Origin of the sequence: Fuscibacter oryzae, assembly GCF_016765795.1 — a bacterium.
Taxonomy (GTDB): domain Bacteria; phylum Pseudomonadota; class Alphaproteobacteria; order Rhodobacterales; family Rhodobacteraceae; genus Fuscibacter; species Fuscibacter oryzae.
The window spans coordinates 62281-88696 of the sequence record NZ_JAESVP010000011.1; the positions used below are offsets into that span (position 1 = coordinate 62281).

The window sequence follows — 26416 nt, forward strand, 5'->3', positions numbered from 1 at the left end:
ATCACCTATTTCGCCGCTAGCTCAACGGGTTCCACAGGCGTCTCCGCACCGGGTAGCCGCACCCGCAACCGTTTGATCCGGCGGGCGTCTGCGTCGATGACCTCAAACTCGATGCCCTTCTCATGGGTGACAATCTCGCCCCGTGCGGGCACCCGGCCCGTGCGCAGAAACACCAGACCGCCCAGCGTGTCGATTTCGGCATCGTCTTCATCGGTGCGCAGGGGCATTCCGATGGCCTTCTCGAAATCCTCCAGCGGGGTCAGCGCCTGCGCGACAAAGACGCCGGGCTTTTCCTCTTTCCACATCGCGCCTTCGTCTTCGTCGTGCTCATCCTCAATCTCGCCGATCACGGTTTCGATCAGGTCTTCGATGGTCACCAACCCGTCCACGCCGCCATATTCATCGATCACCAGCGCCATGTGAATCCGGTCGCGCTGCATCTTTTGCAGCAGCGTGCCCGCAGGCATTGACGGGGGCGCAAACAGCACCGGGCGCAGCAGCTTTTTCAGGCTGAACCGCCCCGCCGCACCAAAGCCGTATTGCAGCGCCAGATCCTTCAGCAGCACCAGTCCCTCGGGGTTGTCCAGCGTGCCCTTGTAGACCGGCAGGCGCGAAAATCCGTGCTTGCGAAAGGCCTCGACCAGTTCATCCTTGCCGATGTCCAAGGGCACGGCGGCAATGTCAACCTTGGGGATCGCCACATCGTCCACCCGTAGGCGGCGCAGGTTGCCAAGGCCGTGGCCCGTATTGTGACCAGAGGGCGGCGCTTCGGCCTGCCCGGTCGTGTCCTGCGGGGAGAGGGCGTTCAGAATCCGCCCAAAAAATCCACGAGATTGCGTGTCGCCATCCGTGTTGCCTTGCGCTGATGCGCCCGACTCGTCGCTGCTACTGCCCATTGGTCCTTGGTCCAAACGCACCCTTGCCGGATGCTGCTTCAATATGGGTCAGAAAGGCCCATCCGCGCAAGTATCGCGGTCTCTGTCGATTCCATAAGCTCTGCATCGGCATCATCGATATGGTCATAGCCCAAAAGATGCAGAAACCCGTGAACGACCAGATGTGTCACATGCTCGGCCATCGGTTTACCCGCCTCGGCCGCCTCGCGCGCGCAGGTATCATAGGCGATGGCAATATCGCCCAGATGTTCGGGGTCATCCGCCTCGCCCGGCGTGGGCAGGTCGGGTGCCATGCCGGGCGAGTCACTTGCACGTTCGTCCGAAGGCCAGGACAACACATTGGTGGGCTTGGGTTTTCCACGATGATCGGCATTCAGCGTGGCGATGCGGGTATCGTCACATGCCATCACGCACAGGGTAAAGCCTTTCGCGGGCAGGTTCAGATGGGTCAGCGCCTGCCGAACCACCTGATCGGCCAGCGGTTCAAGCCCGAACTCCTCCCAGCGCGCATCCTCAATGACGAAATCTACCAATGGTTCCAGATGGTTGTCTGGCAAAGTTGATGCTGTCACAGCCATGCCCCCCGCCCGGTGCCGACCGCTGCTGCCACATTGGCCAAACCGGCTTTCCGCGCCCGATCTTCCAGCCCGCGCAGCACGTCCGTGACCAGCGACATGCCGTTATAAACCAGCGCGCTGTAAAGTTGCAGCGCCGAGGCCCCCGCCAACAGCTTTTGCCAGGCCTCTTCGGCGCTGGAAATGCCACCCACCCCGATCAGCGGCAGCTTTCCTTCGGTCAGCTTCGACAGTTGAGCCAACACACGCGTAGACTTTTCGAACAATGGCGCACCGGAAAGGCCGCCTATCTGGTCACGGCTTGCACTTTTCAAACCTTCGCGCGAAAGCGTGGTGTTGGTGGCGATAATCGCATCAAGGCCAGATGCCAAAGCCACCTCGGCAATCTCGGCCAGTTCTTCCCCGTTCAGATCGGGTGCGATTTTCAGGAAAACCGGAATGCGGCGGGGCAGGCCGGCCCGCGCCTCCATCACCCCCGCCAGCAGGGCGGACAGGGCAGCCCGGCCCTGAAGGTCACGCAGCTTTTCGGTGTTGGGGGAACTGACATTCACCGTCGCAAAATCGACATGCGGGCCGCACAGGGTCAGCACGCGGGCAAAGTCACCTGCTCGGTCGGTGCTGTCCTTGTTGGCCCCCAGGTTGAGACCCACCGGCACCGGCCCCTGCGGGCGGGTTGCGAGGCGGGCGCCGATCACTTCGGCCCCGTCGTTGTTGAAGCCGAAACGGTTGATCACCGCGCGATCTTCGGTCAGCCGGAACAGGCGCGGCTGCGGGTTGCCCGGTTGCGGGCGCGGAGTCGCGGCCCCCACCTCGACAAAGCCGAAACCGGCGCGCGTCAGAGGCGCAATGGCGGTGGCGTTTTTGTCATAACCTGCCGCCAACCCCAACGGGTTGGGCAGCATCAGCCCGGCGAGATTGGTCGCCAGTACGGGTGAGGTGATCGGCCCCGGCAGGGGCACCAGCCCAAAGCGCAACGCCGAAATGGAAAGACCATGCGCGCGCTCTGGGTCCATCCGATGCAAAAGGCCAAGGCCCAGCCGCTCGACAAAGTTCAAATCACACCTTCTGGGAAAATATGGCCCGCAGCGCCCAACGGCAGGGATTTGTCCCACACCACATCAGACAGCAGCAAGTTGCGGTAAAGATGGGGGAAAAGCGCGCCCCCGCGCGATGGCTCCCACCGCAGCGCCTCACCCAGACGGGCGGTGTGACAGGCCACCAGCACCAGATCGCTTTCGGTGGCGAAATGGCGCGCGGCGGTTTCTGTGACCTGTGCCGCCGTCGAGAAGTGGATGAACCCGTCGGCCAGATCGACCGGCGCGCCCGCCGTCTCGCTGGCAGCGCGGAACGCATCCCATTCGGGGCGGCGAAGGATCTTGTATATCAACATGGCCGCGTGATGCCCCTTCCGGCGGCGGCGGTCAATGCCGTCATGATCCTGTCGGCAAGGTCTTGGAAAGGTTTGACAGCCGCGCCCGGCTGGCGCGACCATGCCCTATCGACGTCAGAGCCAAAGGTATCGCCATGACACGAATCATTCCCCTGACCTTTCTTGCCGCCCTTTCCGCTACGCCCCTGTGGGCCGACAGCGTGAAGATCACCTTGCTGGGGGTGGGCGACGTTTACAATTTTGATGAAGAAGACGGCCGGGGCGGCTTTGCGCGCCTGAACGCGGTGGCCAAGGCGGAACGCGCCGCCAACCCCAACACGCTGTATTTGTTTGACGGCGACATGCTGTCGCCCTCGTTGATGTCGGGCTTCGACAAGGGCCAGAATACCATCGATTTCACCAATCTGGAACCGTTCGATCTGGCCGTGCCCGGCAACCATGAGTTCGATTTCGGGCCGGAGAATTTTTATGATAAGATGAAGGCCTCAAAATACCCTTGGGCCGCGATCAACATCACCAAGGCCGATGGCAACGCCATTGAAGGCTTGGGGGGGGTGATGGTGAAAGAGGTCGCGGGCCTGAAGATCGCGCTGATTCCGGTGGCGCAGGACACATCGCCTTCGGTGTCGGATACAGGTGACCTGAAATTCCTGCCCACGGTCGATACCGCGATTGCGGCGGCGGAAAAGGCCACCGAGGACGGGGCCGATCTGGTGGTGGGGGTGGTGCAGACCGATATGGGCAACGACCGCCGCCTGATCGCCAGCCATGCCTTCGATGTCATCCTGTCGGGTGACGACCATTCCTATGCCACGGCCTATGACGGGGTGACGGCCTATGTTGAAACCTCGATCGACGGGCAGCTTTTGACGGCTTTGGACCTGAACGTGGAGGTGAAGGAAAAAGATGGCAAGCGTGACATCAAGTGGCAGCCAGAGTTTCGCTTTATCGACACCGCCACGGTTGAACCTGATCCAGAAGCCAAGGCTTTGGCCGATAAGCTGAATGCGGAATTGGACAAGCAGTTGAACGTCGAAATTGGCACGCTGGAGGCCCCTCTGGATTCGCGGCGCAACATGGTGCGGGCGGAAGAGGCGACGATGGGTGACCTGATCGCCGATGCGATGCGGGTGCAGACCGGCGCGGATATTGGGCTGATGAACGGCGGCGGCATTCGCGGCGACCGCACCTATGACGCGGGTGCCAAGTTGACCCGGAAAGACATTCTGACCGAGCTGCCTTTTGGTAATGTGACTGTGGTCACCGAACTGCCGGGGTCACAGGTGCTGCTGGCCTTGGAAAACGGGGTCAGTCAGGTCGAAAAGGGGGCAGGGCGGTTTCCGCAGGTCTCTGGCCTGACCTTCACCTTTGACGCCTCTGCCCCTGCGGGCAGCCGGGTCAGCGAAGTGATGGTGGGGGCCAAGCCGCTGGAGGCGGACACGCTTTATAAGGTGGCCGTCAATGACTATATCCTTGGCGGTGGTGACGGCTTTGCGGCGCTGGGCGGCGGGCGGATTGTCACCGATACCGGCGGCGGCCAATTGGTGGCCAATGACGTGATGGCCTATGTTGAGAAGCTGGGCAAAGTGAAGATCGAGACCGACGGTCGGATCAAGAAGCTGGGCAACTGATCACGGGGTTGAGCCTGCCCGCCTGAGGTGCTATCAGGCGGGCAGTTGCGGGTGTTGTGTAATGGTAAGACCTTAGCCTTCCAAGCTAAAGACACGGGTTCGATTCCCGTCACCCGCTCCAAAATCTTAGACCCGACGCATCGACAAAGGCCTGTCACATCTGTGACCGCCCTCTTTTTTCGCGTATCAGCCGTTACCCTGCACAGCGGCCGGGTCCATCCAGAACACGCCAAAACCGTTGCCGTCCGGGTCATAGAAGGCGCGCGAATACATGAAGCCCAGATCCTGCGGCGGTTCGGCGTCCGAGCCGCCTGCGGCAATTGCGGCCTCGGTGATCGTGTCAACCGCATCGCGGCTGTCGCAGCTAAGCGAGATCAGCGCGGTGGTGCCGTTGCGCGGGTCCACCATGGGCTTTTGTGAAAACCCCTGAAACCGCTCATGCGTCAGGACCATGAAATAGATCGCTTCGGACACCACGATGCAGGCCGTGGTCGCATCCGAAAACTGTTCGTTGATCGTCCAGCCCAGCCCTTGATAAAAGGTCCGGGCGCGGGCCACGTCGGTGACGGGCAGGTTGACAAAAATCATCTGGGGCATCGGTTTCCTCCGGTTCGCCTCTTATAGTTAGTGTATTGGCTAACTATTGGCAATCATCCCAAGCGGAACATCGACAGCAGGGGCAGGGCGACCCAAGCATAGGTGGCGGTTGTGGTCAGATAGGCGCCTGCTGCCAACAGTCCGCGGCGCCATGACATCGGGCGTTGCAGGCGGATTACCTGCGCCGATTGCAACAGGCCCGACAGGCCCAGCAGCACGAAGATGAACAGGAAATAGGACTGCGTCAGGATTGCCAGCGCCGCAGCCAGCGCCGACAGGGCCAGCGTAACCCCCTGCGCCGCGCCGGGCAGGAATGTGAAGACCAGTATTCGCAAAATCTTGCCGCCATCCAGCGGCCAGAACGGCATCAGGTTAAAGGCGTTCAGCCCGGCGATGACCATGGCAAGGATCTGCATGCCATAGGCCAGATGCGGCGCGGCATTCCACAGCAATTCCGAGGCGGACAGCAGCACAAACATCGGCGCAAGGCCGATGGCGGGGCCCATCAGGGTGATGAACACCTCTTCCACATGGCTGCCGGGCAGGCGGGACGAGATGGCCTGCCCGCCGACCAGCGGCAGCAGGCGAAACTGTGCGTCGGCATGGCCGCAAACGCGAAAGGCGGCAACATGGCCGTATTCATGCAGCAAGACCGCGACGATAAAGGCCAGACCAAAGACCCAGCCAAAGAACCAGACTGCCGCACCCACCGCGACGACCGCCAGCCCGACGGCGTTGGGGTCAAGCCCGGTGCGGCGAAGGCCGGGGCCAGACCCGGCAAAGCCGCCGCGCAACGTGGCCCAAGTGCCCGACAACAAACACAAAGAGACGAACAGCGCGACCATTTACCCTAACCGGCGCGAGAGGTGTCAGAGATTGTCTTGCTGCGGCATTCCCAGAACGTGATAGCCGCAATCGACATGCACGATCTCGCCGCTGGTGCAGTTGCCATAGTCGGAACACAGCCATGCAGCGGTGCCGCCAATCGCTTCCAGCGTCGCGTTCTGGCGCATGGGGGAATTGGCTTCTGTGTGGCGGAAGGTGGCGCGCGCGCCGCCAATGGCCGCACCGGCCAGCGTCTTCATCGGGCCGGGGGAAATGGCGTTGACGCGCACCTTTTGCGGGCCAAGGTCATTGGCCAGATAGCGCGTGGCGCTTTCCAGTGCCGCCTTGGCCACGCCCATCACGTTGTAATTGGGCGTCACGCGGTTCGACCCGGCGTAGGTCAGCGTGATCAGGCTGCCGCCATCGGGCATCAGTTCGGCGGCGCGACGCGACACGTCGATGAAGCTGAAGCACGAAATCGCCAGCGAATTGCTGAAATTGCCGCGCGTGGTGTTGATAAAACGGCCCGTCAGCTCGTTCTTGTCGGAAAAGGCGATGGCATGGATCAGGAAGTCCATCGTGCCCCAGCGGTCTTTCAGCTTGCCAAAGCAGGCATCCAGACTGTCGTCGTTTGTCACATCGACATCGACCAGGAAATCGCTGCCGACGCTTTTGGCAAGCGGTTCGACCCGCTTGCCAAAGGCCTCTCCCTGATAGGAAAACGCCAGTTCCGCCCCTTCGGCCGCCAAGGCCGAGGCGATGCCCCAGGCGATGGAGCGTTCGTTGGCCACACCCATGACAAGCCCGCGCTTGCCCTTCATCAGTTCGGCCATACCGGCACTCCTGCTATTCAAATCAGCCGAGGTATTTCGACATCACCAGCGTGGCGTTGGTGCCGCCAAAGCCGAAAGAGTTCGACAGCACGCTATCCAGTTCCACCCCGTCGCGCAGGGTCTGCACGATTTCGCCGGGGTCAATCGCCGGGTCCAGTTGCGTGATATTGGCCGAGGCGGCGATGAAATTCTTGTTCATCATGATCAGCGAATAGATCGCCTCATGCACGCCGGTGGCACCCAAGGAATGGCCGGTCAGCGATTTGGTCGAGGCGATGGGCGGGGTGGTGCCGCGGCCAAAGACGCGGCGGATCGCCTCCAGCTCGGTCACGTCACCTACGGGCGTCGAGGTGCCGTGGCTGTTGATATAGTCGATCTTACGGCCTTCGGGCAGGGTCGAAACCGCCAACCGCATCGACCGTTCGCCGCCCTCGCCACTGGGGGCGACCATGTCATAGCCGTCGCTGGTGGCACCATAGCCGGTGACTTCGCCGTAGATTTTGGCGCCGCGCGCAAGGGCGTGGGACAGCTCTTCCAGCACGACCACACCGCCGCCGCCTGCGATGACAAAGCCGTCGCGCGTCGCGTCATAGGTGCGCGACGCGGTTTCGGGCGTGTCGTTGTATTTCGACGACATGGCGCCCATGGCATCGAACAGGCACGAGAGCGTCCAGTCCAGTTCCTCACCACCGCCGGCGAAGACGATGTCTTGCTTGCCCATCTGGATCAGTTCGACGCCATTGCCGATGCAATGGGCCGAGGTGGAGCAGGCCGAGGTGATCGAATAGTTCACGCCCTTGATCTTGAAGGGCGTGGCAAGGCAGGCCGAATTGGTGCTGCTCATGCAGCGGGTCACCATGAACGGCCCCATCTTCTTCGGCGCGCCCTTGTTGATCACGCAATCGAAGGCGGTGAAGAAGTTCGAGGTCGATGGCCCGCCCGAGCCCATGATCAGGCCGGAACGCTCATTGGAAACGTCCGACTCTTCCAGCCCCGAATCCGCGATGGCCTGCTGCATGGCAAGGAAGTTATAGGCAGCACCCGGCCCCATGAAGCGCAGGTTGCGCTTGTCGATATGGTCTTCCAGATTGATCTGCGGTTGCCCGTGAACCTGGCTGCGGAACCCGTGTTCGGCATAGTCAGGCGCAAATACGATGCCGGATTTCCCGGCCCGCAGGCTGGCTTCGACCTCATCAGCGCTGTTGCCGATGGGAGAGATGATCCCGATGCCGGTGATGACGACGCGACGCATGGGCAATCCTTTCCTGTCAGTTCGCCGAAAGGGCGACCTTCATATCCTTGACCTGATAGATAACCTCGCCGTCGGCCTCTACAATACCGTCAGCGACGCCCATGGTCAGGCGGCGGGTTTGCAGGGCTTTGGTGAAATCCACCTTGTAGGTCAGCATCTTGCGATCGGGGCGCACCATTCCAGTCAGCTTGACCTCGCCCACACCCAGCGCGTACCCGCGCCCTTCCCAGCCGCGCCAGCCCAGATTGAAGCCGGTCAACTGCCACAGACCGTCCAGGCCAAGGCAGCCGGGCATGATCGGGTTGCCGGGGAAATGGCAGTCAAAGAACCACAGGTCGGGGGTGATGTCGAATTCAGCGACCACATGACCCTTGCCGTGAAGCCCGCCATCGCCCGAAGTTTCGGTGATGCGGTCCATCATCAGCATGGGCGGGGCGGGCAGTTGTGCGTTGCCGGGGCCAAACAACTCTCCACGCGAACATTTCAGAAGGTCTTCCTTGCTGAAGCTTGTCGGATACCCGCTCATCCTGTCCCAATCCCCCCGATGGTCTTTGACCCCATGTAACAGAGGGGGGGAAGGGTAAGCAAGGGCAGGGGCCGGTCTGTGCGACCTCTCCACGCCTTCTGGCCCGCTCTGCGCGGGTCTTTGCGGCTTTGCGATTGAATTTCACCCTCATTGTCATCTATATATCGCGGATGAAGGATCAACTGCCCCAGATGCACGACGACCTTGCCGCGACATGGTTGTCGCGTGGCGGCCTGCGCCCGACGCGGCAGCGCTTGGCTTTGGCTGCGCTGCTGGTGGGCGACGGGCAGGACCGGCATGTCACCGCCGAATGGCTGTATGACGCCGCCGCGCGCGCCGGAGAGCGGGTTTCGCTGGCCACGGTTTACAACACCCTGCGCGCCTTTTGCGATGCCGGGCTGGTGAACGAGGTGGTCGTCGATGCCTCGCGGTCGTATTTCGACACCCGGCTGGATGACCATCCGCATTTCTATTGGGAAGACCAGCAACTGCTGACTGACGCGCCGCGCGATCAGTTGAAGATCACCGGCCTGCCCACCCCGCCCGAAGGCACCCAGATTGCCCGTGTCGATCTGGTGATCCGGCTGCGCAAGGCTTGATGCGCCAAGTCTGAGTACGCAGCACCTGACCCTTTATCGACATTCCGCGAGGCTATGATGATCCTTTACGGCATTTCTACCTGTGACACCTGCAAGAAGGCGCAAAAGGAACTGACGGCAGCGGGCCATCAGGTGACGTTCCGCGATGTGCGGGCAACCCCGCTGTCGGCGGACGAGATTGATCGTCTGGTTGGAACCTTCGGTGATGCGATCATCAACAAGTCCTCGACTACCTACCGCAGTTTTGGCGAGTTCCTGAAGGCGTCGGACCCAGAGGCGCAACTGGCCGCCCAACCCGCCGTGATGAAGCGCCCGGTGATCGAGCGTGACGGCGCGCTGACGATGGGCTGGGACGAGACGGTGCGCGCCAAGTATCTTTAGCGCGTCGACCACCCTGTAACGGGAAACGGCCCCGCGCAGGGGCCGCCCGTATTATAAGGCGCGGCACGCCTGCCGCGCGGGCGGCAATCAGAGCAGTTTCAGATCCGACGCCGAGGCGCGGCCATCGCGGCCCGACTGGAGTTCGTATCCGATCTTCTGATTGTCGTTCAGGCCCTTGAGGCCAGCACGTTCCACAGCCGAAATGTGAACGAAAACGTCCTTGCCGCCATCATCGGGGGCGATGAAACCAAAGCCCTTGGTGGCGTTGAACCATTTTACGGTGCCGGTGGGCATTCCGTCTCTCCTTACTCCGTTTCTCCCCTTGCGGTATTGCACGGGGCCGTGCGCCAAATCTTCCGGGCCTACGGGTAGAGGCAGTCAGAAAGCCTGTCGTCACTGTCGAAATCATGCCAAAGCTCAATTGAAAATCAAGCGCCGAATCGGGTTGTCGATTCTGGGCGTCAAGTGCTTGAAAACAGGAGAAAAGTATGCGGAACGCCGCACTTGTACTGGGGATCATCGGCGGAATCTGGGCGATGATCGTGGGTTTTTTCGGCTATGGCTACACCACATTCGTCGAACAGCATGGCGCGATTGGCGAGATGGGCAAGCAGGTTGACCACCCGATGGTGATCAAGGCGGCCAGCTTTCTGGCTCCGGTTCTGGCGATTGCGGGCGGGGCCATGGCACGGTCGCAGAACCAGCCGGCGGGGGTTTTGCTGTTGGCGGCGGGGGCGGCGATCTGGTTCGCCTTTGGCTTCAATGTCTTTACCATGTTCCCGATTGCCTTTTGCGGCCTTGGCGGAATTCTGGCACTGGCAGCGCGGCAGCCCGACACCCATTGAGATCATTGACGGGCGGCAGGTGCGTGACCTCGCGCACCCTATGGGCGAACGCCCCCACCGCGAATGGGGAAGGGGGCGTCGGCACAGACGTTCTTAGGGTGGGGTGCGTGATGTACCCCCCCTGTCAGGACGATGGCGGCAGGCTTTCCAGCCCAAGGACACGAAGCGCCTCGTCAAAGCCCATGGTCTCGGTGCGGTTCTCACCCAGACGGCGGACCGAAACGGTGCGGTCTTCCACCTCTTTCATGCCGATGGCCAGGATGACCGGCACCTTGCCCACCGAATGCTCGCGGACCTTGTAGTTGATCTTTTCGTTCCGCGTATCGGCCTCGGCCCGAACCCCGGCTTTTTTCAGCGCCTCGGTCACTTCCATCACATAGGCGTCGGCGTCCGACACGATCGAGGCGACGACCACCTGACGCGGGGCCAGCCAGAAAGGCAGCTTGCCGGCGTAGTTTTCGATCAGGATGCCGATGAAGCGTTCAAAGCTGCCGAGGATGGCGCGGTGCAGCATCACGGGGCGGTGCTTGGCGCCGTCTTCCCCGACAAATTCCGCATCCAGCCGGTTCGGCAGGTTGAAGTCGGCCTGGAAGGTGCCGCACTGCCACTCGCGGCCAATCGCGTCGGTCAGCTTGAAGTCCAGCTTCGGGCCATAAAAAGCGCCATCGCCGGGGTTCACCTCATAGGGTAGACCAAGACCTTCAATTGCCTTTTGCAGCGCCGCCTCGGCCTTGTCCCAAACCTCGTCCGACCCCACACGCACTTCGGGGCGGGTGGACAGCTTGATGTCGAACTTCTCGAACCCAAGGTCTTTGTAGACCGAAGAGAGAAGGGCGATGAAGCCCGCGCATTCGCTTTCGATCTGATCTTCGGTGCAGAAGATATGGGCATCGTCCTGCGTAAAGCCGCGCACCCGCATCAGGCCGTGCATCGAACCGGAGGATTCGTAGCGGTGGCACGAGCCGAATTCGGCCAGCCGCAAAGGCAGGTCGCGGTAGCTCTTCAAGCCCTGATTATAGACCTGAACATGGCAGGGGCAGTTCATCGGTTTCAGCGCATTGATGCGCTTTTCCTTGGCTCCCTCCTCGTCCACTTCGACGATGAACATGTTCTCGCGGTAGGCTTCCCAGTGGCCCGATTTTTCCCACAGGATACGGTCAACCACTTGTGGGGTCTTGATTTCTTTATAGCCGGCCGTGCGCAACCGGCCGCGCATGTAATCTTCCAGCCCGCGCCAGATCTGCCAGCCGTTGGGGTGCCAGAACACCATGCCGGGGGCTTCTTCCTGAAGGTGGAACAGGTCCATCTCGCGGCCCAGCTTGCGGTGGTCGCGTTTCGCGGCCTCTTCCAGCATGGTCATATGGGCCTTGAGGTCGTCGCGGTTCTTGAAGGCAAGGCCGTAGATGCGTTGCAGCATCGGGCGGCTGGCATCTCCCAGCCAATAGGCACCGGCGACATGCGTCAGCTTGAAGGCATCGGCGGGCACTTGCCCCGTATGTTGCAGATGCGGGCCACGGCACAGGTCTTGCCAGTCGCCATGCCAATACATCCGCAGGTCTTCGCCTTGGGGGATGCGGTTGATCAGCTCGACCTTGAAGGGCTCGCCCTTGTCTTCATAGAATTTGATCGCGCGGGCGCGGTCCCAGACCTCGGTTTTCACCGGGTCGCGGGCGTTGATGATCTGCTTCATCTTCGCTTCGATCGCGCCAAGGTCTTCGGGCGTGAAGGGCTCGGCGCGGTCAAAATCGTAAAACCAGCCGTAATCACGGACCGGGCCGATGGTGACCTTCACCTCGGGCCAGATTTCCTGCACGGCGCGCGCCATGATATGCGCAAGGTCGTGGCGGATCAGTTCCAGCGCGGGGGCGTCATCTTTCATCGTGTTGATGGCGATGGTCGTCGAGGCTGTGATCGGCCATTGCAGATCCCAGTGCTGGCCGCCCACTTGCGCGGAAATCGCGGCCTTGGCCAGCGAGGGGGCGATGGAGGCTGCCACTTCGGCAGCGGTCACGCCCGCCTCATAGTTGCGGATATTGCCATCGGGAAATGTCAGGGAAATCTGGGCCATTGGCCTGATCCTCGTCAGTTTGGCGCCCACGGAACGCCCGGTTGCGGGTTATGGTTCGGGGGTTTTGGCCCCCAAGGGGGTGAAAGTCAACCGGGGCACGGGTGGAAAGCTGCGCCTCCGGCGGGAGTATTTTTGCCAAGAGGAAGGGGCTTTGCGGGGTGATGGTGGCCGTGGCAGGTTGGCGAAAGCAGGAGGGATGTGATGCGCAGCTTTGACGAAATTCTAGCAATTGCCGCAGAGCGCAAGGGGGGCGTGGCGGCGGTTTTGGCAGGGGCGACGCAGCCCTTGGCGGCGGCGGCGCTGGCGGCCATTCCTGATGACCGCTGGCTGGCGGCGATGGCGCGGGGCATCTTTCAGGCGGGCATAAGCTGGAAGGTGGTAGAGGCGAAATGGCCGGGGATCGAGGCGGCGTTTGCTGGCTTCGATCCGGGCCGGCTGGCGATGTTTGAGGGCGAGCGGATTGATGCGTTGGTTTCGGATACCCGCGTGATCCGATCGGGGCCGAAGATCGTGGCGATCCGCGACAATGCGGTGTTCGTGCAAGGGGTTGCGCGTGAATGTGGCGGCTTCGGGCGGCGGATCGCCGATTGGCCCGTGAACGACTTTGCCGGATTGCTGGCATGGCTGGGCAAGAACGGCAGCCGGTTGGGGGGATCGACCGGGGCCTATATGTTGCGGCATATGGGCAAGGAAAGCTATGTTCTGGGGCCGGATGTGGTAGCGCGGCTGGTAGCTGAGGGCGTGATTGACGGCCCGCCCACGTCGGCCAAGGCGATGGCGTCGGTGCAGGCGGCATTCAACCAGTGGCAGGCCGAAAGCAGGCAGCCCTTGAATGTGATCAGCCGGGTGCTGGCGCAAAGCATTGGTGCGGTTGGCAGCGGCGCGGGGCCTTGATAGGGTCCGCCCCAAGCCGAAGGAGAGCGCCTTGCCCCAGTTTCTGAAGACACCGCAGGGCCGCCGGATCGCCTATCACCAGACACCGGGTCAAGGGCCGGGTGTGGTGTTTCTGGGTGGCTTCAAATCTGACATGGAGGGCACCAAGGCGGTGTTCCTGCAAGACTGGGCTGAGCGGACGGGGCGCACATTCTTGCGGTTCGATTATTCGGGGCATGGCGAAAGCGGCGGCGATTTTCTGGACGGCGCGATTGGCGACTGGTTCGAAGATGCGGTGGCCGCGATTTCGGCGCTGACGGAGGGGCCGCAGGTGCTGGTCGGGTCATCGATGGGCGGCTGGATTTCGCTGCTGGTGGCCCGTGCGATGCCGGAACGGGTGGCGGCACTGGTGGGAATCGCTGCCGCGCCGGATTTCACCGAAGACAGCATGTGGGCGGGGTTTTCTGCGGCCCAGAGGAATGAGTTGGCCGCGATGGGGCGGGTGGTTCTGCCGTCTGAGTATGATCCGGCGGGCTATGTCATCACCCGGCGGCTGATCGAGGAGGGGCGGGGACGATTGGTCTTGCGCACCCCGTTGGAGTTGCCGTTTCCGGTGCGGCTGTTGCAGGGCACGGCGGATACGGATGTGCCGCAATCGGTGGCGCTGAGGCTGCTGGATCACGCAACAGGGCCGGATATTCGCCTCACACTGGTGAAGGGCGCGGACCATCGGTTTTCGTCGCCCGACTGTCTGGCGCTGATGGTGAGGACGGTTCAAGAGGTGCTGGGTGCGTAGGGTCACGCACTGGATGAGAATTGGGCTGATTGTCTTTTTCGGACTTTTTGCGGTGGCATGGGTCTTTGCCAAGGATGGCCCTGTAGAACGAAATCTGTCGTTTGATGAAGCTATTCTGCCGGAAAGCTCAACCGATCTTGCGGCATGGCTGGCGAGGAGCGAGCTACAGTTTTCCGATATTCGGCCCGGAGACGGCAAGCAGATTGTCTGGGCAGGTGTGGCAGGGAAAAAGACTCCGCTTGCGATTGTATATCTGCACGGCTTTTCTGGGGGGCCATGGGAAATTCGCCCGGTGCCCGACCGGGTTGCCAAGGCGCTGGGTGCGAACCTGTTCTTTACCCGGCTGACCGGCCATGGCCGGTCAAGCGCAGCGATGGCCATGGCATCGGCGGGCGACTGGCTGCATGATACCGCCGAAGCGCTGGCGATTGGCCGCAGGTTGGGCGACCGGGTGGTGGTGATTGCCACATCGACCGGAGGCACCTTGGCGGCGGTGGCGGCGACCGAACCGGCATTGGCGCAGGACATGGCGGGGATCGTGATGATCTCGCCCAATTTCGGGTTGCGGCGAGGGGAGGCCATGCTGCTGGACATGCCGTTTGTGCAGGCTTGGGGGCCGCTGTTGGTCGGACGGGAGTTGGGTTTTGAGCCAGTGAACGCTGGCCATGCCGCACATTGGACGACGCGCTATCCGACGCGGGCGGTTTTCCCGATGGCAGCCCTGGTGAACTATGCGCGCAAGCTGGACTATGGCGCGGTGAAGGTGCCGATTCTGGTGCTGATCAGCCCGCAAGATCAGGTGGTCAGCCCCAGAAAAACGCGCAGCACCCTGGCAGGGTGGGGCGGGCCGGTCACGCTGGTTGAGCGGCAGATCGGGCCGGGGGATGACCCGTATGCACATATTCTTGCCGGGGATATCCTGTCACCCAACCAGACCGCGCCTGTGGTGGGGCTGATCACAGACTGGCTGCGGGGCCTACAATGAACGAGCCTTTGGTAATGATCCCCGGGCTGATGGCCGATGCACGGCTGTTCTTGCCGCAGATGGTGGCCTTGGGCGCTGGTCGGCAGATGCAGGTGTGCCTGCCCGTGAAGGGTGAGACGGTCGAGCAGATTTCCGAAGCGATGTTGGCGGGGTTACCCGAGCGTTTCGCCCTGTTGGGACACGGCTTGGGGGGCGATGTGGCGCTGGATCTGGTGCGGCGGGTACCGGAGCGGGTGACGCGGGTGGTGCTGATGGCGACCGATCCCTTGGCCGAGCCGCCCGCAACGGCGGCGGCACGCGAGGCGCGGATGGTCGCGGCGCGGGCGGGTCGACTGGCGCAGGCAATGCGCGAGGAAATTCCCGAGGGGGCGCTGGCCGATATGCCGTGGCGCGCTGATGTGATGGCGCTGGTGACCGATATGGCGCTGGGTCTGGGCGAGGGAGTTTTTCTGCGGCAAAGCAAAGCCTTGCAGCGTCGCCCCGACATGCAGAAGACCATGCGCAAGGTGCGGCTGCCCGCGCTGGTGCTGGCGGGGGCGGCCGATACGCTTGTTCCGTTGCGGCGGCAGGAGTTCACTGCGCAACTGATGCCCTATGGCCAGTTGCAGGTTGTTCCCGATGCCGGGCATCTGGCAAGTCTGGAACAGCCAGAGGCGGTTTCGGCGGTTCTAGAGGCGTTTTTGAACGGGCCGATGATGCTGCGATAGGGCGCTAGCCCCATCGCCGGAGTGGGGAGGCTAGGGGTGGGTGAGGGGTTAGCCGTTCGTGACAGCCTTCAGCCGCGCAGGCTTGGGCGTGCCAGCATTGGCATCAATGAAATCCAGCACCAAAGGGCGGATGTTAAGCCGCCAGCTTTTGCCAGCGAAGATGCCATAGTGGCCGGCCTCAGGCTCCAGATGCCAGGCCTTCTTGCTATCTGGCAGGCCGGTGCAAAGTTTCAGCGCCGCCACGCATTGGCCGGGGGCCGAAATGTCGTCCTTCTCGCCCTCGACCGTTTTCACCGCCACTTGCGTAATCGCGCCGAGATCAACCTTTTTCCCGGCGACGGTAAATTCGTTACGGGCGATTTCGCGGTTTTTGAAGATCCGCTCGACCGTCGAAAGGTAGAATTCGGCGGCCATGTCCATCACCGCCAGATATTCATCGTAAAAGCGGTTGTGCGCATCGTGGTCCGACGCCTCGCCCCGCGCGGCGCGCATGATCTGTTCTGCGAACGCCTTCGAGTGACGCTCTGCATTCATTGACATGAAGCTTTGCAGTTGCAGCAATCCGGGGTACACCAGACGGCCCACGCCCTTGTATTTGAAGCCCACGCGCTGAATGGCGATCTGCTCCAACTGGCCCATGGTGATTCGGCGGCCAAAGTCGGTCACCTCGGTCGCGGCAGCGTCCGGGTCGATCGGGCCGCCGATCAGGGTCAGGGTGCGGGGCTGGGCATCGGGATCTTCGGCCGCCAGATAGGCCGTTGCGGCCAGCGTCAGGGGGGCAGGCTGGCAAATGGCGATGACATTGGTGTCAGGCCCCAAGGAGCGCATGAAATCAACAAGGTAGAGGGTGTAATCCTCGACATCGAATTTCCCGGCGGAAATCGGAATGTCACGGGCGTTGTGCCAATCTGTCACGAAAACGTCGGCATCGGGCAGCAAGCTGGTCACGGTAGAGCGCACGAGTGTGGCATAATGCCCCGACATCGGCGCCACGATCAGGATTTTGCGGGCCATGGGGGCACGGCGGCGCACGAAAAACTGGATCAGGTTGCCAAAAGGCTTTTCGACGACAGTCTTGACGTCAACCAGATGGTCCTGCCCTTCGGGTCCTGGAATGGAGCGGATTCCCCAGTCTGGCTTGACGACCATGCGCGAGAAGCTGCGCTCGGTCACCTCGCCCCAGGCGGCCATCAGCGAAAGCATCGGGTTCATCGTCAGCGCGAAGGCAGGATACGAGGCCATGGCCCGCGCGGTGGCGCCCATCCACTCGTTGGTGTTGCGCACACTTTCCATAAGGTCATAGGTGGCCATATACTTCATGTCAGGGAGTCTCCACCGATGATACGCCATACTGTGCGGCGCATCGCGTTTTGGCGGGCGCCTTCATGCTGCATAGCAGCGAGAGTAGGGGCAAAAAATAAGCATGGCAACTAAGGAATACGAGGCGGCACCAAAGTTGGAGAAGCTGACGGCCAATCTTGCCAAGGTCGAGGCTCTGACAGAACGCCTTATGGCGGCGATGGCACAGCAAAAGGCGCATGACCCGGCGCTGCATGGCCCCTCGGCCGAAGTGTTCATGAAGGCGGCGCAGGCCTATCTGGCCGGGATGATGCAAAGCCCCGCAAAATTGCTGGAGCATCAGGTCGGCTATTGGACCAAAAGCCTGAAGCATTACATCGAGGCGCAGCAAGCCTTGGCCAAGGGTGAGCTGAAGGCCCCCGCCGACCCCGGCCCCAAGGACCGCCGTTTTGCCAACCCGATGTGGGATACGCATCCGGCGTTCAATTACCTCAAGCAGCAATATCTCATCAATGCCGAAGCGGTCAGCCAGGCGGTCGAGGATATGGAAGGCATCGCGCCGGACGAGAGGAAGCGGGTCGAGTATTTCAGCAAGCAGATCGTCGATATGCTGGCGCCGACCAATTTCCTGGGCACCAACCCCGATGCGCTGGAAAAGGCGATTGCGACGGACGGCGAAAGTCTGGTGCAGGGGCTGGAAAACCTGATCGCCGATATCGAGGCCAGCAATGGCGGGCTGACCGTGACGCTGGCCGACCGCGAGGCGTTTCATGTTGGCCAGAACATCGCGACAACGCCCGGCAGCGTGGTGTTCCGCAACCGAATGTTCGAGCTGATCCAGTACACGCCCACCACCGAAAAGGTGTATCAGACGCCGCTGCTGATCTTTCCGCCGTGGATCAACAAGTTCTATGTGCTGGACCTGAAGGCACAGAACAGCCTGATCAAGTGGATTGTCGATCAGGGCTTTACGCTGTTCGTGGTCAGTTGGGTCAATCCCGGCGCGGAATATGCCGATGTCGGCATGGATGATTACATCCGCGAGGGCTATCTGACCGCGATGGCAGAGGTGCGCCGCATCACGGGCGAGGCGCAGATCAACTGCGTCGGCTATTGCATCGCGGGCACCACCCTGTCCTTGACGCTGGCGCATCTGGAACGGGCGGGGGACAAGACCGTCAAATCGGCGACGCTGTTCACCACCCTGACCGACTTTTCCGATCCGGGAGAGGTGGGGGTGTTTCTGTCCGATGATTTCGTGGACGGGATCGAGCGGCAGTCGAAGGTTGACGGCATCCTGTCGAAATACTTCATGAGCCGGACCTTCAGCTATCTGCGGTCAAACGACCTGATTTATCAGCCTGCGATCAAAAGCTACATGATGGGCGAAGCCCCGCCCGCGTTCGATCTGCTGTACTGGAACGGCGATGGTACCAACCTGCCCGCCAAGATGGCGGTCGAGTATTTGCGCGGGCTGTGTCAGGGGGACGGTTTTGCCAAGGGCACGTTCCAGGTGTTCGGTCAGCCTGTCAGCCTGGCGGGCGTCAAACTGCCCGTTTGCGCCATTGCCTGCGAGACCGATCACATCGCCCATTGGCGCGGCAGCTTCAACGGCGTGCGACAGATGGGATCGAAGGACAAGACCTTCATCTTGTCGCAGTCCGGCCATATCGCGGGCATCGTGAACCCGCCGTCAAAGGGCAAGTATGGCCATTACACCAATGACGGCCCGATGACGACGCCGGAAGATTGGATGGCCAGCGCCACCTTTCATGCCGGTAGCTGGTGGCCACGCTGGGGCGAATGGTTGGCGGGCCGGTCGGGCAAGAAGATCACGGCGCGGGTGCCCGGTGATTCGGGGCGCGCTGTTTTGGGGGCGGCACCGGGGGGCTATGTCGCGGCGGTTCCGGCAATCTGATGTGCGGGGGCTGAATCGGCTTACCTAGGGTCAATATTCGTGCTGCGTTGCAGAAATTTCACTTGCAATGCTGCGGTGCAGCATCTATGTTCTTTCTATCAGAGGCCGGGGGATGTTGCCCCGGATTTGCAGGAGCAAGACAATGAACAAGACCCCCGACTTCACCAAGGTGTTCCAGGATTTCGCGGCTTCCTTCCCGGTTGACGCGTCTTCGCTGCAAAACGCATTCAAGACCCAGGCCGCCTTTGGCGAAAAACTGACCGCCGTTGCGCTGTCGGCTGCCGAGAAATCGACCGAAATCTCGACCAAATGGGCCAAAGACACCATCGCCAAGCTGACCGTGGCTTCGAAAGCCAAGGCAGAGCCGGCTGAATACACCAAGGCTGCGTCCGATTTCGCGACCGCCGCTGCCGAACTGGCTGCTGAAAACCTGGCCGCTTTCGCCGAGATCGCGAAAAAGGTCCAAATGGACACCGTTGAACTGATCCTGGCCGCTGGCAAGGACGTTTCGGAAGAAGCGCAAGCTGCTGTCAAGAAGGCCACCGCCGATGTGACCGCTGCCGCCAAAAAGGCTGCTGCGGCTGCGAAGTAATCGCGCCCTTTACGTCAGTATCTAGTGTTGGGCAGGCGCTTAGCCTGCCCTTTCTTTTTTGCTGCACCTCTCCTAGACTTCTCTGCACAAGCAAAATCTGGGAGGGCTCCAAATGGCCGATACTGCGAAGCCGCTGTTGATCAAGCGCTACGCCAGCCGCAGGCTGTATAATACCGAAACCTCCGATTATGTGACGCTGGAAGACATTGCCGGGTTCATCCGGTCTGGCCGCGAGGTGCAGATCGTCGATCTGAAATCGGGCGATGATCTGACGCGCCAATACCTGCTCCAGATCGTGGCCGAGCATGAATCGAAGGGCGATACCGTTCTTCCGACCAATGTGCTGACCGATCTGGTGCGCTCTTACGCCACCAACATGCAGGCGGTGATGCCGCAGTTCCTGCAAGCCAGCTTCGAGATGCTGCGCGAAGGTCAGTCGAAGATGGTCGAGAACCTGAGCACCATTCCGAACCCGCTGGCCTCGGTGCCGGGCTTTGACGCGCTGCGCAAGCAGCAGGAAGCCTTTATGAAGACGATGATGGGCGGTTTGCCTGGTTGGACCGGCACCGCCCCCGCCAAGGAAGAGGGCGCGCCAGAGCCGGGATCGGCCGAGGAACTGGCCGAGATCAAGAAGCAGTTTGCCGAGCTTCAGAAGAAGCTGTCGAAGCTCTGACATGCCGCAGGTTCAGGGCCGCGTTACCCTGTGGGGGATCGAGGTCTTTCTGGCGGTAGCGGAAGAGCGGGCGATTTCAGCCGCTGCCCGGCGGCTGAACGTCTCACCCTCTGCCATTTCGCAGCAACTTACCGGGATCGAAGCGGCGCTGGGCGCGGTCTTGCTGGACCGTTCGGCCCGGCCCCTTGCGCTGACGCCTGCGGGGGCGATGTTTCGTCGCCATGCGCAGGTCATCCTGTCGGCCGAGGCCGAAGCGCGGGCCGAACTGGCGGTGGCCGATCTGGCCGGGCTGACCACGCTGCGGCTGGGCATGATCGAGGATTTCGATGCCGAGGTGACGCCGCGTCTGCTGTCGGGGTTGGCACGAGAGTTGAAGGGCTGCCGGTTCCTGCTGGAAACCGGGGCAAGCCATAGGCTGCTGGATCAATTGGAGGCGCGGGCGCTGGATATTGCCGTCACCGCCGATGCCGGGATGACCCAAGGCGATGACGGCTGGCGTGAGGTGCATCCCCTGATGGCCGAACCCTTCGTCGCGGTGGCGCCCAAAGGGCGGGGCACCACGGGCCTGCCTCTGATCCTTTATACCGCGCGGCATCTGATGGGCCGCCAGATCGCGGCGCATCTGGCGCGGCAGAACATGGGGCAGGCGGCGCGGTTCGAGCTGGACAGTTACAACGCCATTCTGGCGATGGTGGCAGAGGGCGAGGGCTGGACCATCCTGACCCCGCTGGCCTTGCACCATGCCGCGCGGTTCCAGGCGGCGGTAGAGGTGTTGCCCCTGCCGATGGACCCGATTTCGCGCACCCTGTCGCTGTCAGCGCGGGCGGGGGTGTTGCAGGATATGCCGGGCCAGATTGCCTTGCGGCTGCGCGGGTTGATCCAGGATCAGGTGGTTGCCCCGATGTTGCAGCGGATGCCTTGGGCCAAGGGCGCGCTGCGGGTGCTTTAGGGCAGGGCGCGTGCCAACACGCGCCCTGCCTTTTGCTTATTCCAGCTCGATCAGCAGGTCTTTCGCCTCGATCTGGCTGCCCGCGTGAACATGCAGCGCCTTGACCGTGGCGGCGCGGTCGGCGTGCAGGCCGGTTTCCATCTTCATCGCCTCGATCGTCAGCAAGAGGTCGCCCGCATTGACCTTTTGCCCCACCGTCACCGCCACCGACGCAACCGAGCCGGGCATCGGGGCACCGATATGGGCGGGGTTGCCTTCCAGCGCTTTGGGCCGGGCGGCGGTCTTTGCCTTGACCGCCCGGTTCGACACGCGGATTACGCGGGGCTGGCCGTTCAGTTCAAAGAACACCTTCACCTCGCCATCCTCGCCCGTCTCGCTGACGGTTTGCAGGCGAATTTCCAGCGTCTTGCCGGAATCGATCTTGGCGGTGATCTCGTCCCCCGGCTGCATCCCGTAAAAGAAGGTGCGGGTGGGCAGCACACGAACGGGGCCATAGGTCTTGTGACGGCCCATGTAATCCAGGAACACCTTGGGGTACATGAGATAGCCGCTGAGGTCTTCGTCATCGATGACAAAGCCATTCAACTCCGCCGAAACCTTGGTTCGCACTGCCTCCAGATCGACCGGGGGCAGCGATTTGCCGGGGCGGTCGGTCAGCGGGGCCTCGCCCTTCAGCACCTTGGTCTGGATGCCCTTGGGCCAGCCGCCGTGGGGTTGGCCAAGGTTGCCTTTCAGCATGTCGGCCACCGAATCGGGGAACGCCACATCAACGGCGGGGTCTTCGACCTGCGCACGGGTCAGGCCTTGGGCCACCATCATCAGTGCCATGTCGCCCACCACCTTGGACGAGGGCGTGACCTTCACGATATCGCCGAACATCTGGTTGGCATCGGCATAGGCCTGCGCCACCTCGGGCCAGCGTTCCTCCAGCCCAAGGCTGCGGGCCTGTGCCTTGAGGTTGGTGAACTGGCCGCCGGGCATTTCGTGCAGGTAAACCTCGGACGCGGGGGCCGGGATGCCGGATTCGAACGCGGCATACTGGGCGCGGACATGTTCCCAATAGTTGGAAATCTCACGAATGGCCCCGATGTCGAGGCCGGTGTCACGGTCGGTATGGCGCAAGGCTTCGACGATAGACCCAAGGCAGGGCTGCGAGGTGCCGCCCGAAAACGCATCCATCGCGGCATCGACCGCATCCACCCCGGCATCGCAGGCGGCAAGAATGGTCGCCGCCGCCGCACCGCTGGTGTCATGGGTATGGAAGTGGATCGGCAGGCCGACCTCTTGCTTCAGTGTCTTGACCAGTTGGCGCGCAGCGGCGGGCTTCAACAGCCCCGCCATATCCTTGAGGCCAAGGATATGCGCGCCCGCCGATTTCAGCTCCAGCGCGCGGTCAACGTAGTATTTCAGGTTGTATTTGGGCCGCGCCGGGTCCAGCAGGTCGCCGGTATAGCAGATGGTGCCTTCGCAGACCTTGCCCGCCTCGATCACCGCATCCATCGCGACGCGCATGTTTTCAACCCAGTTCAGGCTGTCGAATACGCGGAACACATCAACGCCGGTGGCGGCGGCTTGCTTGACGAAGGCCTGCACCACGTTGTCGGGATAGTTGGTATAGCCGACACCGTTGCTGGCACGCAGCAGCATTTGCGTCATCACATTGGGCATGGCCGCGCGCAGGTCGCGCAGGCGCTGCCACGGGCATTCCTGCAAAAAGCGGTAGGCCACGTCGAACGTGGCACCGCCCCAGCATTCGACGCTGAAAAGTTGCGGCAGGTTGGCGGCATAGGCGGGGGCGACGGTGATCATGTCGATCGACCGCATCCGGGTCGCCAGCAACGACTGGTGGCCATCGCGCATGGTGGTATCGGTCAGCAGAACCTTTTTCTGCGCCTTCATCCAGTCGGCAACCGCCTGCGGACCCTTTTGTTCCAAGAGGTTGCGGGTGCCCATCGCCGGTTCGGCCTTGGGTGCGGGGGCCTTGGGGGCCTTCACCTCGGCCGGGGGTTTGGGGCGACCTGCGGTTTCCGGGTGCCCGTTCACCGTGATGTCGGCGATATAGGTCAGGATCTTGGTCGCCCGGTCGCGCCGTTTCTTGAAGTGGAACAGGTCGGGCGTCGTGTCGATGAACTTCGTCGTATAGGAGTAATCGAGGAAGGTCGGGTGCTTCAGCAGGTTGATGACGAATTCGATATTCGTCGCCACCCCGCGGATGCGGAATTCGCGCAAGGCCCGGTCCATCCGCGCAATCGCCTTTTCCGGCGTCTGGGCATGGGCCGTCACCTTGACCAGCAGCGAGTCGTAATAGCGGGTGATGACGCCCCCCGCATAGGCGGTGCCGCCATCAAGGCGAATGCCGTTGCCGGTGGCGCTGCGATAGGCGGTCAGGCGGCCATAATCGGGGATGAAGTTGTTCAGCGGGTCTTCGGTCGTCACCCGGCACTGCACGGCATGGCCGTTCAGCTTGACCTCTGCCTGAGAGGCGACGCCGGTGGCTTCGGCCAGGGTCTTGCCTTCTTCGATCAGGATCTGGGCCTGCACGATGTCGATGCCGGTCACCTCTTCGGTGACGGTATGTTCGACCTGCACGCGGGGGTTCACCTCGATGAAGTAGAACTTCTGGCTGTCCATATCCATCAGGAATTCGACGGTGCCAGCGCATTCATAATTCACATGGGCACAGATTTTGCGCGCCATTTCACAGACTTCGGTGCGCTGCTCGTCGGTCAGATAGGGGGCGGGGGCGCGTTCGACGACCTTTTGGTTGCGGCGCTGCACGGTGCAATCCCGCTCCCACAGGTGCCAGACGTTGCCCTGCTTGTCGCCCAGGATCTGCACCTCGACATGGCGGGCGCGGATGATCATCTTTTCAAGATAACCCTCGCCGTTGCCAAAAGCGGCCTCGGCCTCGCGCCGGCCTTCTCGGACCTTGGCTTCCAGCTCATCCTCGGACAGGATCGGGCGCATCCCGCGCCCGCCGCCGCCCCAGGACGCCTTGAGCATCAAGGGATAGCCAACCTCTTTCGCCTGCTTCTTGATCGCGGCGAAGTCGTCATCCAGCACTTCGGTCGCGGGAATGACGGGCACACCCGCCTCAATCGCGACCTTGCGGGCCGAAGCCTTGTCACCCAAGGCGCGCATGGTGTCGGCCTGCGGGCCGATAAAGGTGATGCCCGCCTGATCGCAAGCCTCAACAAAGTCGGGGTTTTCCGACAAAAGGCCATAACCGGGGTGGATCGCATCCGCCCCCGCCATCTTGGCCACGCGGATAATCTCGGGGATCGACAGATAGGCCCCCACCGGCGACAGACCCTGACCGATCAGATACGCCTCATCCGCCTTGAATCGGTGCAGCGACAGCTTGTCTTCCTCGGCATAGACGGCGACCGTCTTTTTGCCCATTTCATTGGCGGCGCGCATCACGCGGATGGCAATCTCGCCCCGGTTGGCGACAAGAATCTTCTTGAACTCAGGCATAGGCGGCTCCCCGTCGGCCAGGTATCGACCGGGGCACTGTAAGATCGCCGCAGCGCAGCGCAAGGGTTCAGGACGCCTTAACTGCAAATTTTGCGACATATTCAAGACAGGATTTGCAGTTGCAAACCCTGTCTTGCCCGTGAGGTCATTCGCCCTTGGGAACGGTGCGGTTGACCAGAGCCACCTCTTTGAGAACATGAGAGAAACCGAAGCCGATCAGTGCTAGCGCTACCACGATCCAGAACACCGGATTGATGGCATGAACCGCCAGCCCGGCGATCTGGGCGCGCATCTCATCAGGTAGGGCGGCCAATGCCTGCGGGCCGATTTCTCCGCCATGGGCAAGGTTGGCGTTGGCACCAAGGCCGGCCGACAGCCGGGCGGTAAAGATCGCGCCGAACACGGCCACTGCCAGCGACCCGCCGATCTGGCGGAACATCACCCCTGCGGCGGTGGCGGTGCCCAACTGGTGACGCGGCACGGCGTTTTGCACGGCGGTGGTGACGACCGGGAAAATGCAGCCCATGCCAAGGCCAAAGATCAGGATGGCGGCGCAGAACACCGCCGGATGGCTGGTTTCATCCAGCAGCCCCAGCCCCGCTGCCCCCAGTGCGATCAGCGCGGTGCCAACCATGGGCAGGATGCGGTAGCGCCCGGTGCGCCCCATGAACTGCCCTGCAAAGGTAGAGGAGGTCAGGATGCCCGCCGTCATCGGAATCATCATCAGGCCCGAGGCGGTGGGCGAATAGCCCTTGGCGATTTGCAGGTAGACCGGCAGAAAGGTCAGCCCGCCCAGCATGGCCGCACCCGTGGCAAAGCCGATGATGCCCGACACGGTGAAGACGTTGTTCCGAAACAGCTCCAACGGCAGAACGGGTTCGGCGGCGCGGCTTTCGATCCAGATAAAGGCGGCCAGCGCGGTAGGCACCAGCGCAATCATCGCCAGCGTTCCGGGCGCATCCCAAGCCAGCGTGCTGCCGCCAAGCGAGGTCACCAGCGTCAGCGCACCCAAGGCCACCGACAGCGCCGCAGCGCCTGCCCAGTCAATCTTGTGCTTTTGCCGTTCGGGGTTGGCGGCGAAACTGGCGGCGAAACCGGCGATGGCGATAAAGCCCAGGGGCAGGTTGATATAGAAAATCCAGTGCCAGGATGCCGCCTCGACAAACCAGCCACCCGCCAGCGGCCCGATGACGGAAGAGGCCGAGAACACGGCGGCAAACACGCCCTGCACCTTGCCCCGGTCGCTGGGCGGGATCACGTCGCCAATCACCGACAGCGCCAGCACGAACAGCCCGCCGCCCCCCAAGCCCTGAATCGCGCGGGATGCAATCAGGAACCCCATGCTTTGTGCCAGCCCGCACAGGGCGGACCCGAACAGGAACAGCCCGACCGAGATGAACACCATCAGCCGGCGGCCATAAAGGTCGCCCAGCTTGCCATAAAGCGGCGCCACAAGGGTCGATGACAGGATATAGGCGGTGACCACCCAGCTTAAATGCTCCAACCCGCCAAGGTCGGCGACGATGGTGGGTAGGGCGGTCGAAACGATGGTCTGGTCCAGTGACGCCAGAAGCAAAAGCAAACCGATAGAGAAAATGACCAGCCGGATAGAGCCGCGATGGCCCTGGTCCGCAACGGCGGAAGGGGAGGAAGACATGAATCACCTGTTCTGCGTAGGTCCCGGATGTAACGGCATCGCATTTATGTGTCAACAGCACATAAATGCCAG

Annotated in this window: 26 protein-coding genes and 1 tRNA gene; 13 read left to right on the forward strand and 14 right to left on the reverse strand. The window is 62.1% G+C overall.

Annotated elements, in window-relative coordinates; all coding sequences use genetic code 11:
* Window positions 1-5 precede the first annotated feature (5 nt).
* Genes JI744_RS17270 through JI744_RS17285 form a run of 4 tightly spaced genes read right to left on the reverse strand, consistent with a single transcriptional unit; the run spans window position 6 to window position 2861 of the window.
* Complete coding sequence (locus tag JI744_RS17270; RefSeq protein WP_202662424.1) at window positions 6-896, reverse strand: transporter associated domain-containing protein; 891 nt, start codon at window positions 894-896, stop codon at window positions 6-8.
* Between the two features lie 38 nt (window positions 897-934).
* Window positions 935-1474 (reverse strand): rRNA maturation RNase YbeY, encoded by a 540-nt coding sequence (gene ybeY, locus JI744_RS17275; RefSeq protein ID WP_236019522.1) that lies wholly within the window; start codon window positions 1472-1474, stop codon window positions 935-937.
* Complete coding sequence (locus JI744_RS17280) at window positions 1465-2526, reverse strand: quinone-dependent dihydroorotate dehydrogenase (RefSeq protein WP_202662425.1); 1062 nt, start codon at window positions 2524-2526, stop codon at window positions 1465-1467. The genes ybeY and JI744_RS17280 overlap by 10 nt, the downstream gene beginning before the upstream one ends.
* A complete protein-coding gene (locus JI744_RS17285; protein ID WP_202662426.1) occupies window positions 2523-2861 on the reverse strand; it encodes a DUF952 domain-containing protein in 339 nt (112 codons plus the stop codon). Before JI744_RS17285 ends, JI744_RS17280 begins: the two co-directional genes overlap by 4 nt.
* A gap of 134 nt (window positions 2862-2995) precedes the next feature.
* Between JI744_RS17285 and JI744_RS17290 the strand changes: the two genes are divergently transcribed.
* Window positions 2996-4492, forward strand: a complete 1497-nt coding sequence (locus JI744_RS17290) for a bifunctional metallophosphatase/5'-nucleotidase (RefSeq protein WP_202662427.1) — start codon at window positions 2996-2998, stop codon at window positions 4490-4492.
* 47 nt (window positions 4493-4539) lie between these two features.
* A tRNA-Gly gene (locus tag JI744_RS17295) sits at window positions 4540-4613 on the forward strand.
* A 65-nt stretch (window positions 4614-4678) separates the two neighbouring features.
* Here JI744_RS17295 and JI744_RS17300 read toward each other — a convergent pair.
* The 5 genes from JI744_RS17300 to fabA are packed head-to-tail and all read right to left on the reverse strand — an operon-like array spanning window position 4679 to window position 8525.
* Window positions 4679-5089: a VOC family protein gene (locus JI744_RS17300; RefSeq protein WP_202662428.1), complete on the reverse strand. Its 411-nt coding sequence runs from the start codon at window positions 5087-5089 to the stop codon at window positions 4679-4681.
* A gap of 53 nt (window positions 5090-5142) precedes the next feature.
* The gene (locus JI744_RS17305) at window positions 5143-5934 is read right to left on the reverse strand and encodes a metalloprotease (RefSeq protein WP_202662429.1); all 792 of its coding nucleotides are present in this window, start codon (window positions 5932-5934) and stop codon (window positions 5143-5145) included.
* 24 nt (window positions 5935-5958) lie between these two features.
* The gene (locus JI744_RS17310; RefSeq protein WP_202662430.1) at window positions 5959-6747 is read right to left on the reverse strand and encodes an enoyl-ACP reductase FabI; all 789 of its coding nucleotides are present in this window, start codon (window positions 6745-6747) and stop codon (window positions 5959-5961) included.
* 22 nt (window positions 6748-6769) lie between these two features.
* On the reverse strand, window positions 6770-7999 hold the full coding sequence (fabB, locus tag JI744_RS17315) for a beta-ketoacyl-ACP synthase I (RefSeq protein ID WP_202662431.1): 1230 nt from the start codon (window positions 7997-7999) through the stop codon (window positions 6770-6772).
* A 16-nt stretch (window positions 8000-8015) separates the two neighbouring features.
* Window positions 8016-8525: a bifunctional 3-hydroxydecanoyl-ACP dehydratase/trans-2-decenoyl-ACP isomerase gene (gene fabA, locus JI744_RS17320; protein WP_202662432.1), complete on the reverse strand. Its 510-nt coding sequence runs from the start codon at window positions 8523-8525 to the stop codon at window positions 8016-8018.
* Window positions 8526-8716: 191 nt separating this feature from the next.
* Between fabA and irrA the strand changes: the two genes are divergently transcribed.
* Both irrA and JI744_RS17330 read left to right on the forward strand, forming a co-directional pair.
* Window positions 8717-9124: an iron response transcriptional regulator IrrA gene (gene irrA, locus JI744_RS17325; RefSeq protein WP_202662481.1), complete on the forward strand. Its 408-nt coding sequence runs from the start codon at window positions 8717-8719 to the stop codon at window positions 9122-9124.
* A gap of 54 nt (window positions 9125-9178) precedes the next feature.
* Window positions 9179-9505: an arsenate reductase family protein gene (locus JI744_RS17330; RefSeq protein WP_407927606.1), complete on the forward strand. Its 327-nt coding sequence runs from the start codon at window positions 9179-9181 to the stop codon at window positions 9503-9505.
* An 87-nt stretch (window positions 9506-9592) separates the two neighbouring features.
* Here the strand turns inward: JI744_RS17330 and JI744_RS17335 are convergent, their stop codons facing one another.
* Window positions 9593-9799 (reverse strand): cold-shock protein, encoded by a 207-nt coding sequence (locus JI744_RS17335; RefSeq protein ID WP_202662433.1) that lies wholly within the window; start codon window positions 9797-9799, stop codon window positions 9593-9595.
* 194 nt (window positions 9800-9993) lie between these two features.
* Between JI744_RS17335 and JI744_RS17340 the strand changes: the two genes are divergently transcribed.
* Window positions 9994-10350: a hypothetical protein gene (locus JI744_RS17340; RefSeq protein WP_202662434.1), complete on the forward strand. Its 357-nt coding sequence runs from the start codon at window positions 9994-9996 to the stop codon at window positions 10348-10350.
* A gap of 124 nt (window positions 10351-10474) precedes the next feature.
* On the opposite strand, the gene thrS is transcribed toward JI744_RS17340, so the two are convergent.
* Window positions 10475-12418 (reverse strand): threonine--tRNA ligase, encoded by a 1944-nt coding sequence (gene thrS, locus JI744_RS17345; protein ID WP_202662435.1) that lies wholly within the window; start codon window positions 12416-12418, stop codon window positions 10475-10477.
* A gap of 201 nt (window positions 12419-12619) precedes the next feature.
* Between thrS and JI744_RS17350 the strand changes: the two genes are divergently transcribed.
* Genes JI744_RS17350 through JI744_RS17365 form a run of 4 tightly spaced genes read left to right on the forward strand, consistent with a single transcriptional unit; the run spans window position 12620 to window position 15779 of the window.
* Window positions 12620-13312: a DNA-3-methyladenine glycosylase I gene (locus tag JI744_RS17350; protein ID WP_202662436.1), complete on the forward strand. Its 693-nt coding sequence runs from the start codon at window positions 12620-12622 to the stop codon at window positions 13310-13312.
* A gap of 31 nt (window positions 13313-13343) precedes the next feature.
* Window positions 13344-14087, forward strand: a complete 744-nt coding sequence (locus JI744_RS17355; RefSeq protein ID WP_202662437.1) for an alpha/beta hydrolase — start codon at window positions 13344-13346, stop codon at window positions 14085-14087.
* A gap of 52 nt (window positions 14088-14139) precedes the next feature.
* Window positions 14140-15072 carry an alpha/beta hydrolase gene (locus tag JI744_RS17360; RefSeq protein ID WP_328757522.1) on the forward strand — a complete coding sequence of 311 codons (933 nt, stop codon included), beginning with the start codon at window positions 14140-14142 and terminating at the stop codon, window positions 15070-15072.
* Window positions 15069-15779 (forward strand): alpha/beta fold hydrolase, encoded by a 711-nt coding sequence (locus JI744_RS17365; RefSeq protein WP_202662438.1) that lies wholly within the window; start codon window positions 15069-15071, stop codon window positions 15777-15779. The genes JI744_RS17360 and JI744_RS17365 overlap by 4 nt, the downstream gene beginning before the upstream one ends.
* A gap of 48 nt (window positions 15780-15827) precedes the next feature.
* Here JI744_RS17365 and phaZ read toward each other — a convergent pair whose 3' ends face one another.
* Complete coding sequence (phaZ, locus tag JI744_RS17370) at window positions 15828-17099, reverse strand: polyhydroxyalkanoate depolymerase (RefSeq protein WP_202662439.1); 1272 nt, start codon at window positions 17097-17099, stop codon at window positions 15828-15830.
* Between the two features lie 103 nt (window positions 17100-17202).
* Here phaZ and phaC point away from each other — a divergent pair, with 103 nt between their 5' ends.
* The 4 genes from phaC (at window position 17203) to JI744_RS17390 (ending at window position 21210) form a co-directional block, all read left to right on the forward strand.
* The gene (gene phaC / locus JI744_RS17375) at window positions 17203-18996 is read left to right on the forward strand and encodes a class I poly(R)-hydroxyalkanoic acid synthase (protein ID WP_202662440.1); all 1794 of its coding nucleotides are present in this window, start codon (window positions 17203-17205) and stop codon (window positions 18994-18996) included.
* A 142-nt stretch (window positions 18997-19138) separates the two neighbouring features.
* Window positions 19139-19588, forward strand: coding sequence for a Phasin (locus tag JI744_RS17380; RefSeq protein WP_202662441.1), 450 nt, complete (start codon window positions 19139-19141; stop codon window positions 19586-19588).
* A 112-nt stretch (window positions 19589-19700) separates the two neighbouring features.
* On the forward strand, window positions 19701-20261 hold the full coding sequence (gene phaR / locus JI744_RS17385) for a polyhydroxyalkanoate synthesis repressor PhaR (protein WP_202662442.1): 561 nt from the start codon (window positions 19701-19703) through the stop codon (window positions 20259-20261).
* Between the two features lies 1 nt (window position 20262).
* On the forward strand, window positions 20263-21210 hold the full coding sequence (locus JI744_RS17390) for a LysR family transcriptional regulator (RefSeq protein WP_202662443.1): 948 nt from the start codon (window positions 20263-20265) through the stop codon (window positions 21208-21210).
* 36 nt (window positions 21211-21246) lie between these two features.
* Here the strand turns inward: JI744_RS17390 and JI744_RS17395 are convergent, their stop codons facing one another.
* The gene (locus JI744_RS17395; RefSeq protein WP_202662444.1) at window positions 21247-24687 is read right to left on the reverse strand and encodes a pyruvate carboxylase; all 3441 of its coding nucleotides are present in this window, start codon (window positions 24685-24687) and stop codon (window positions 21247-21249) included.
* 145 nt (window positions 24688-24832) lie between these two features.
* Window positions 24833-26344 (reverse strand): MDR family MFS transporter, encoded by a 1512-nt coding sequence (locus JI744_RS17400; RefSeq protein ID WP_202662445.1) that lies wholly within the window; start codon window positions 26342-26344, stop codon window positions 24833-24835.
* Between the last annotated feature and the right edge of the window lie 72 nt (window positions 26345-26416).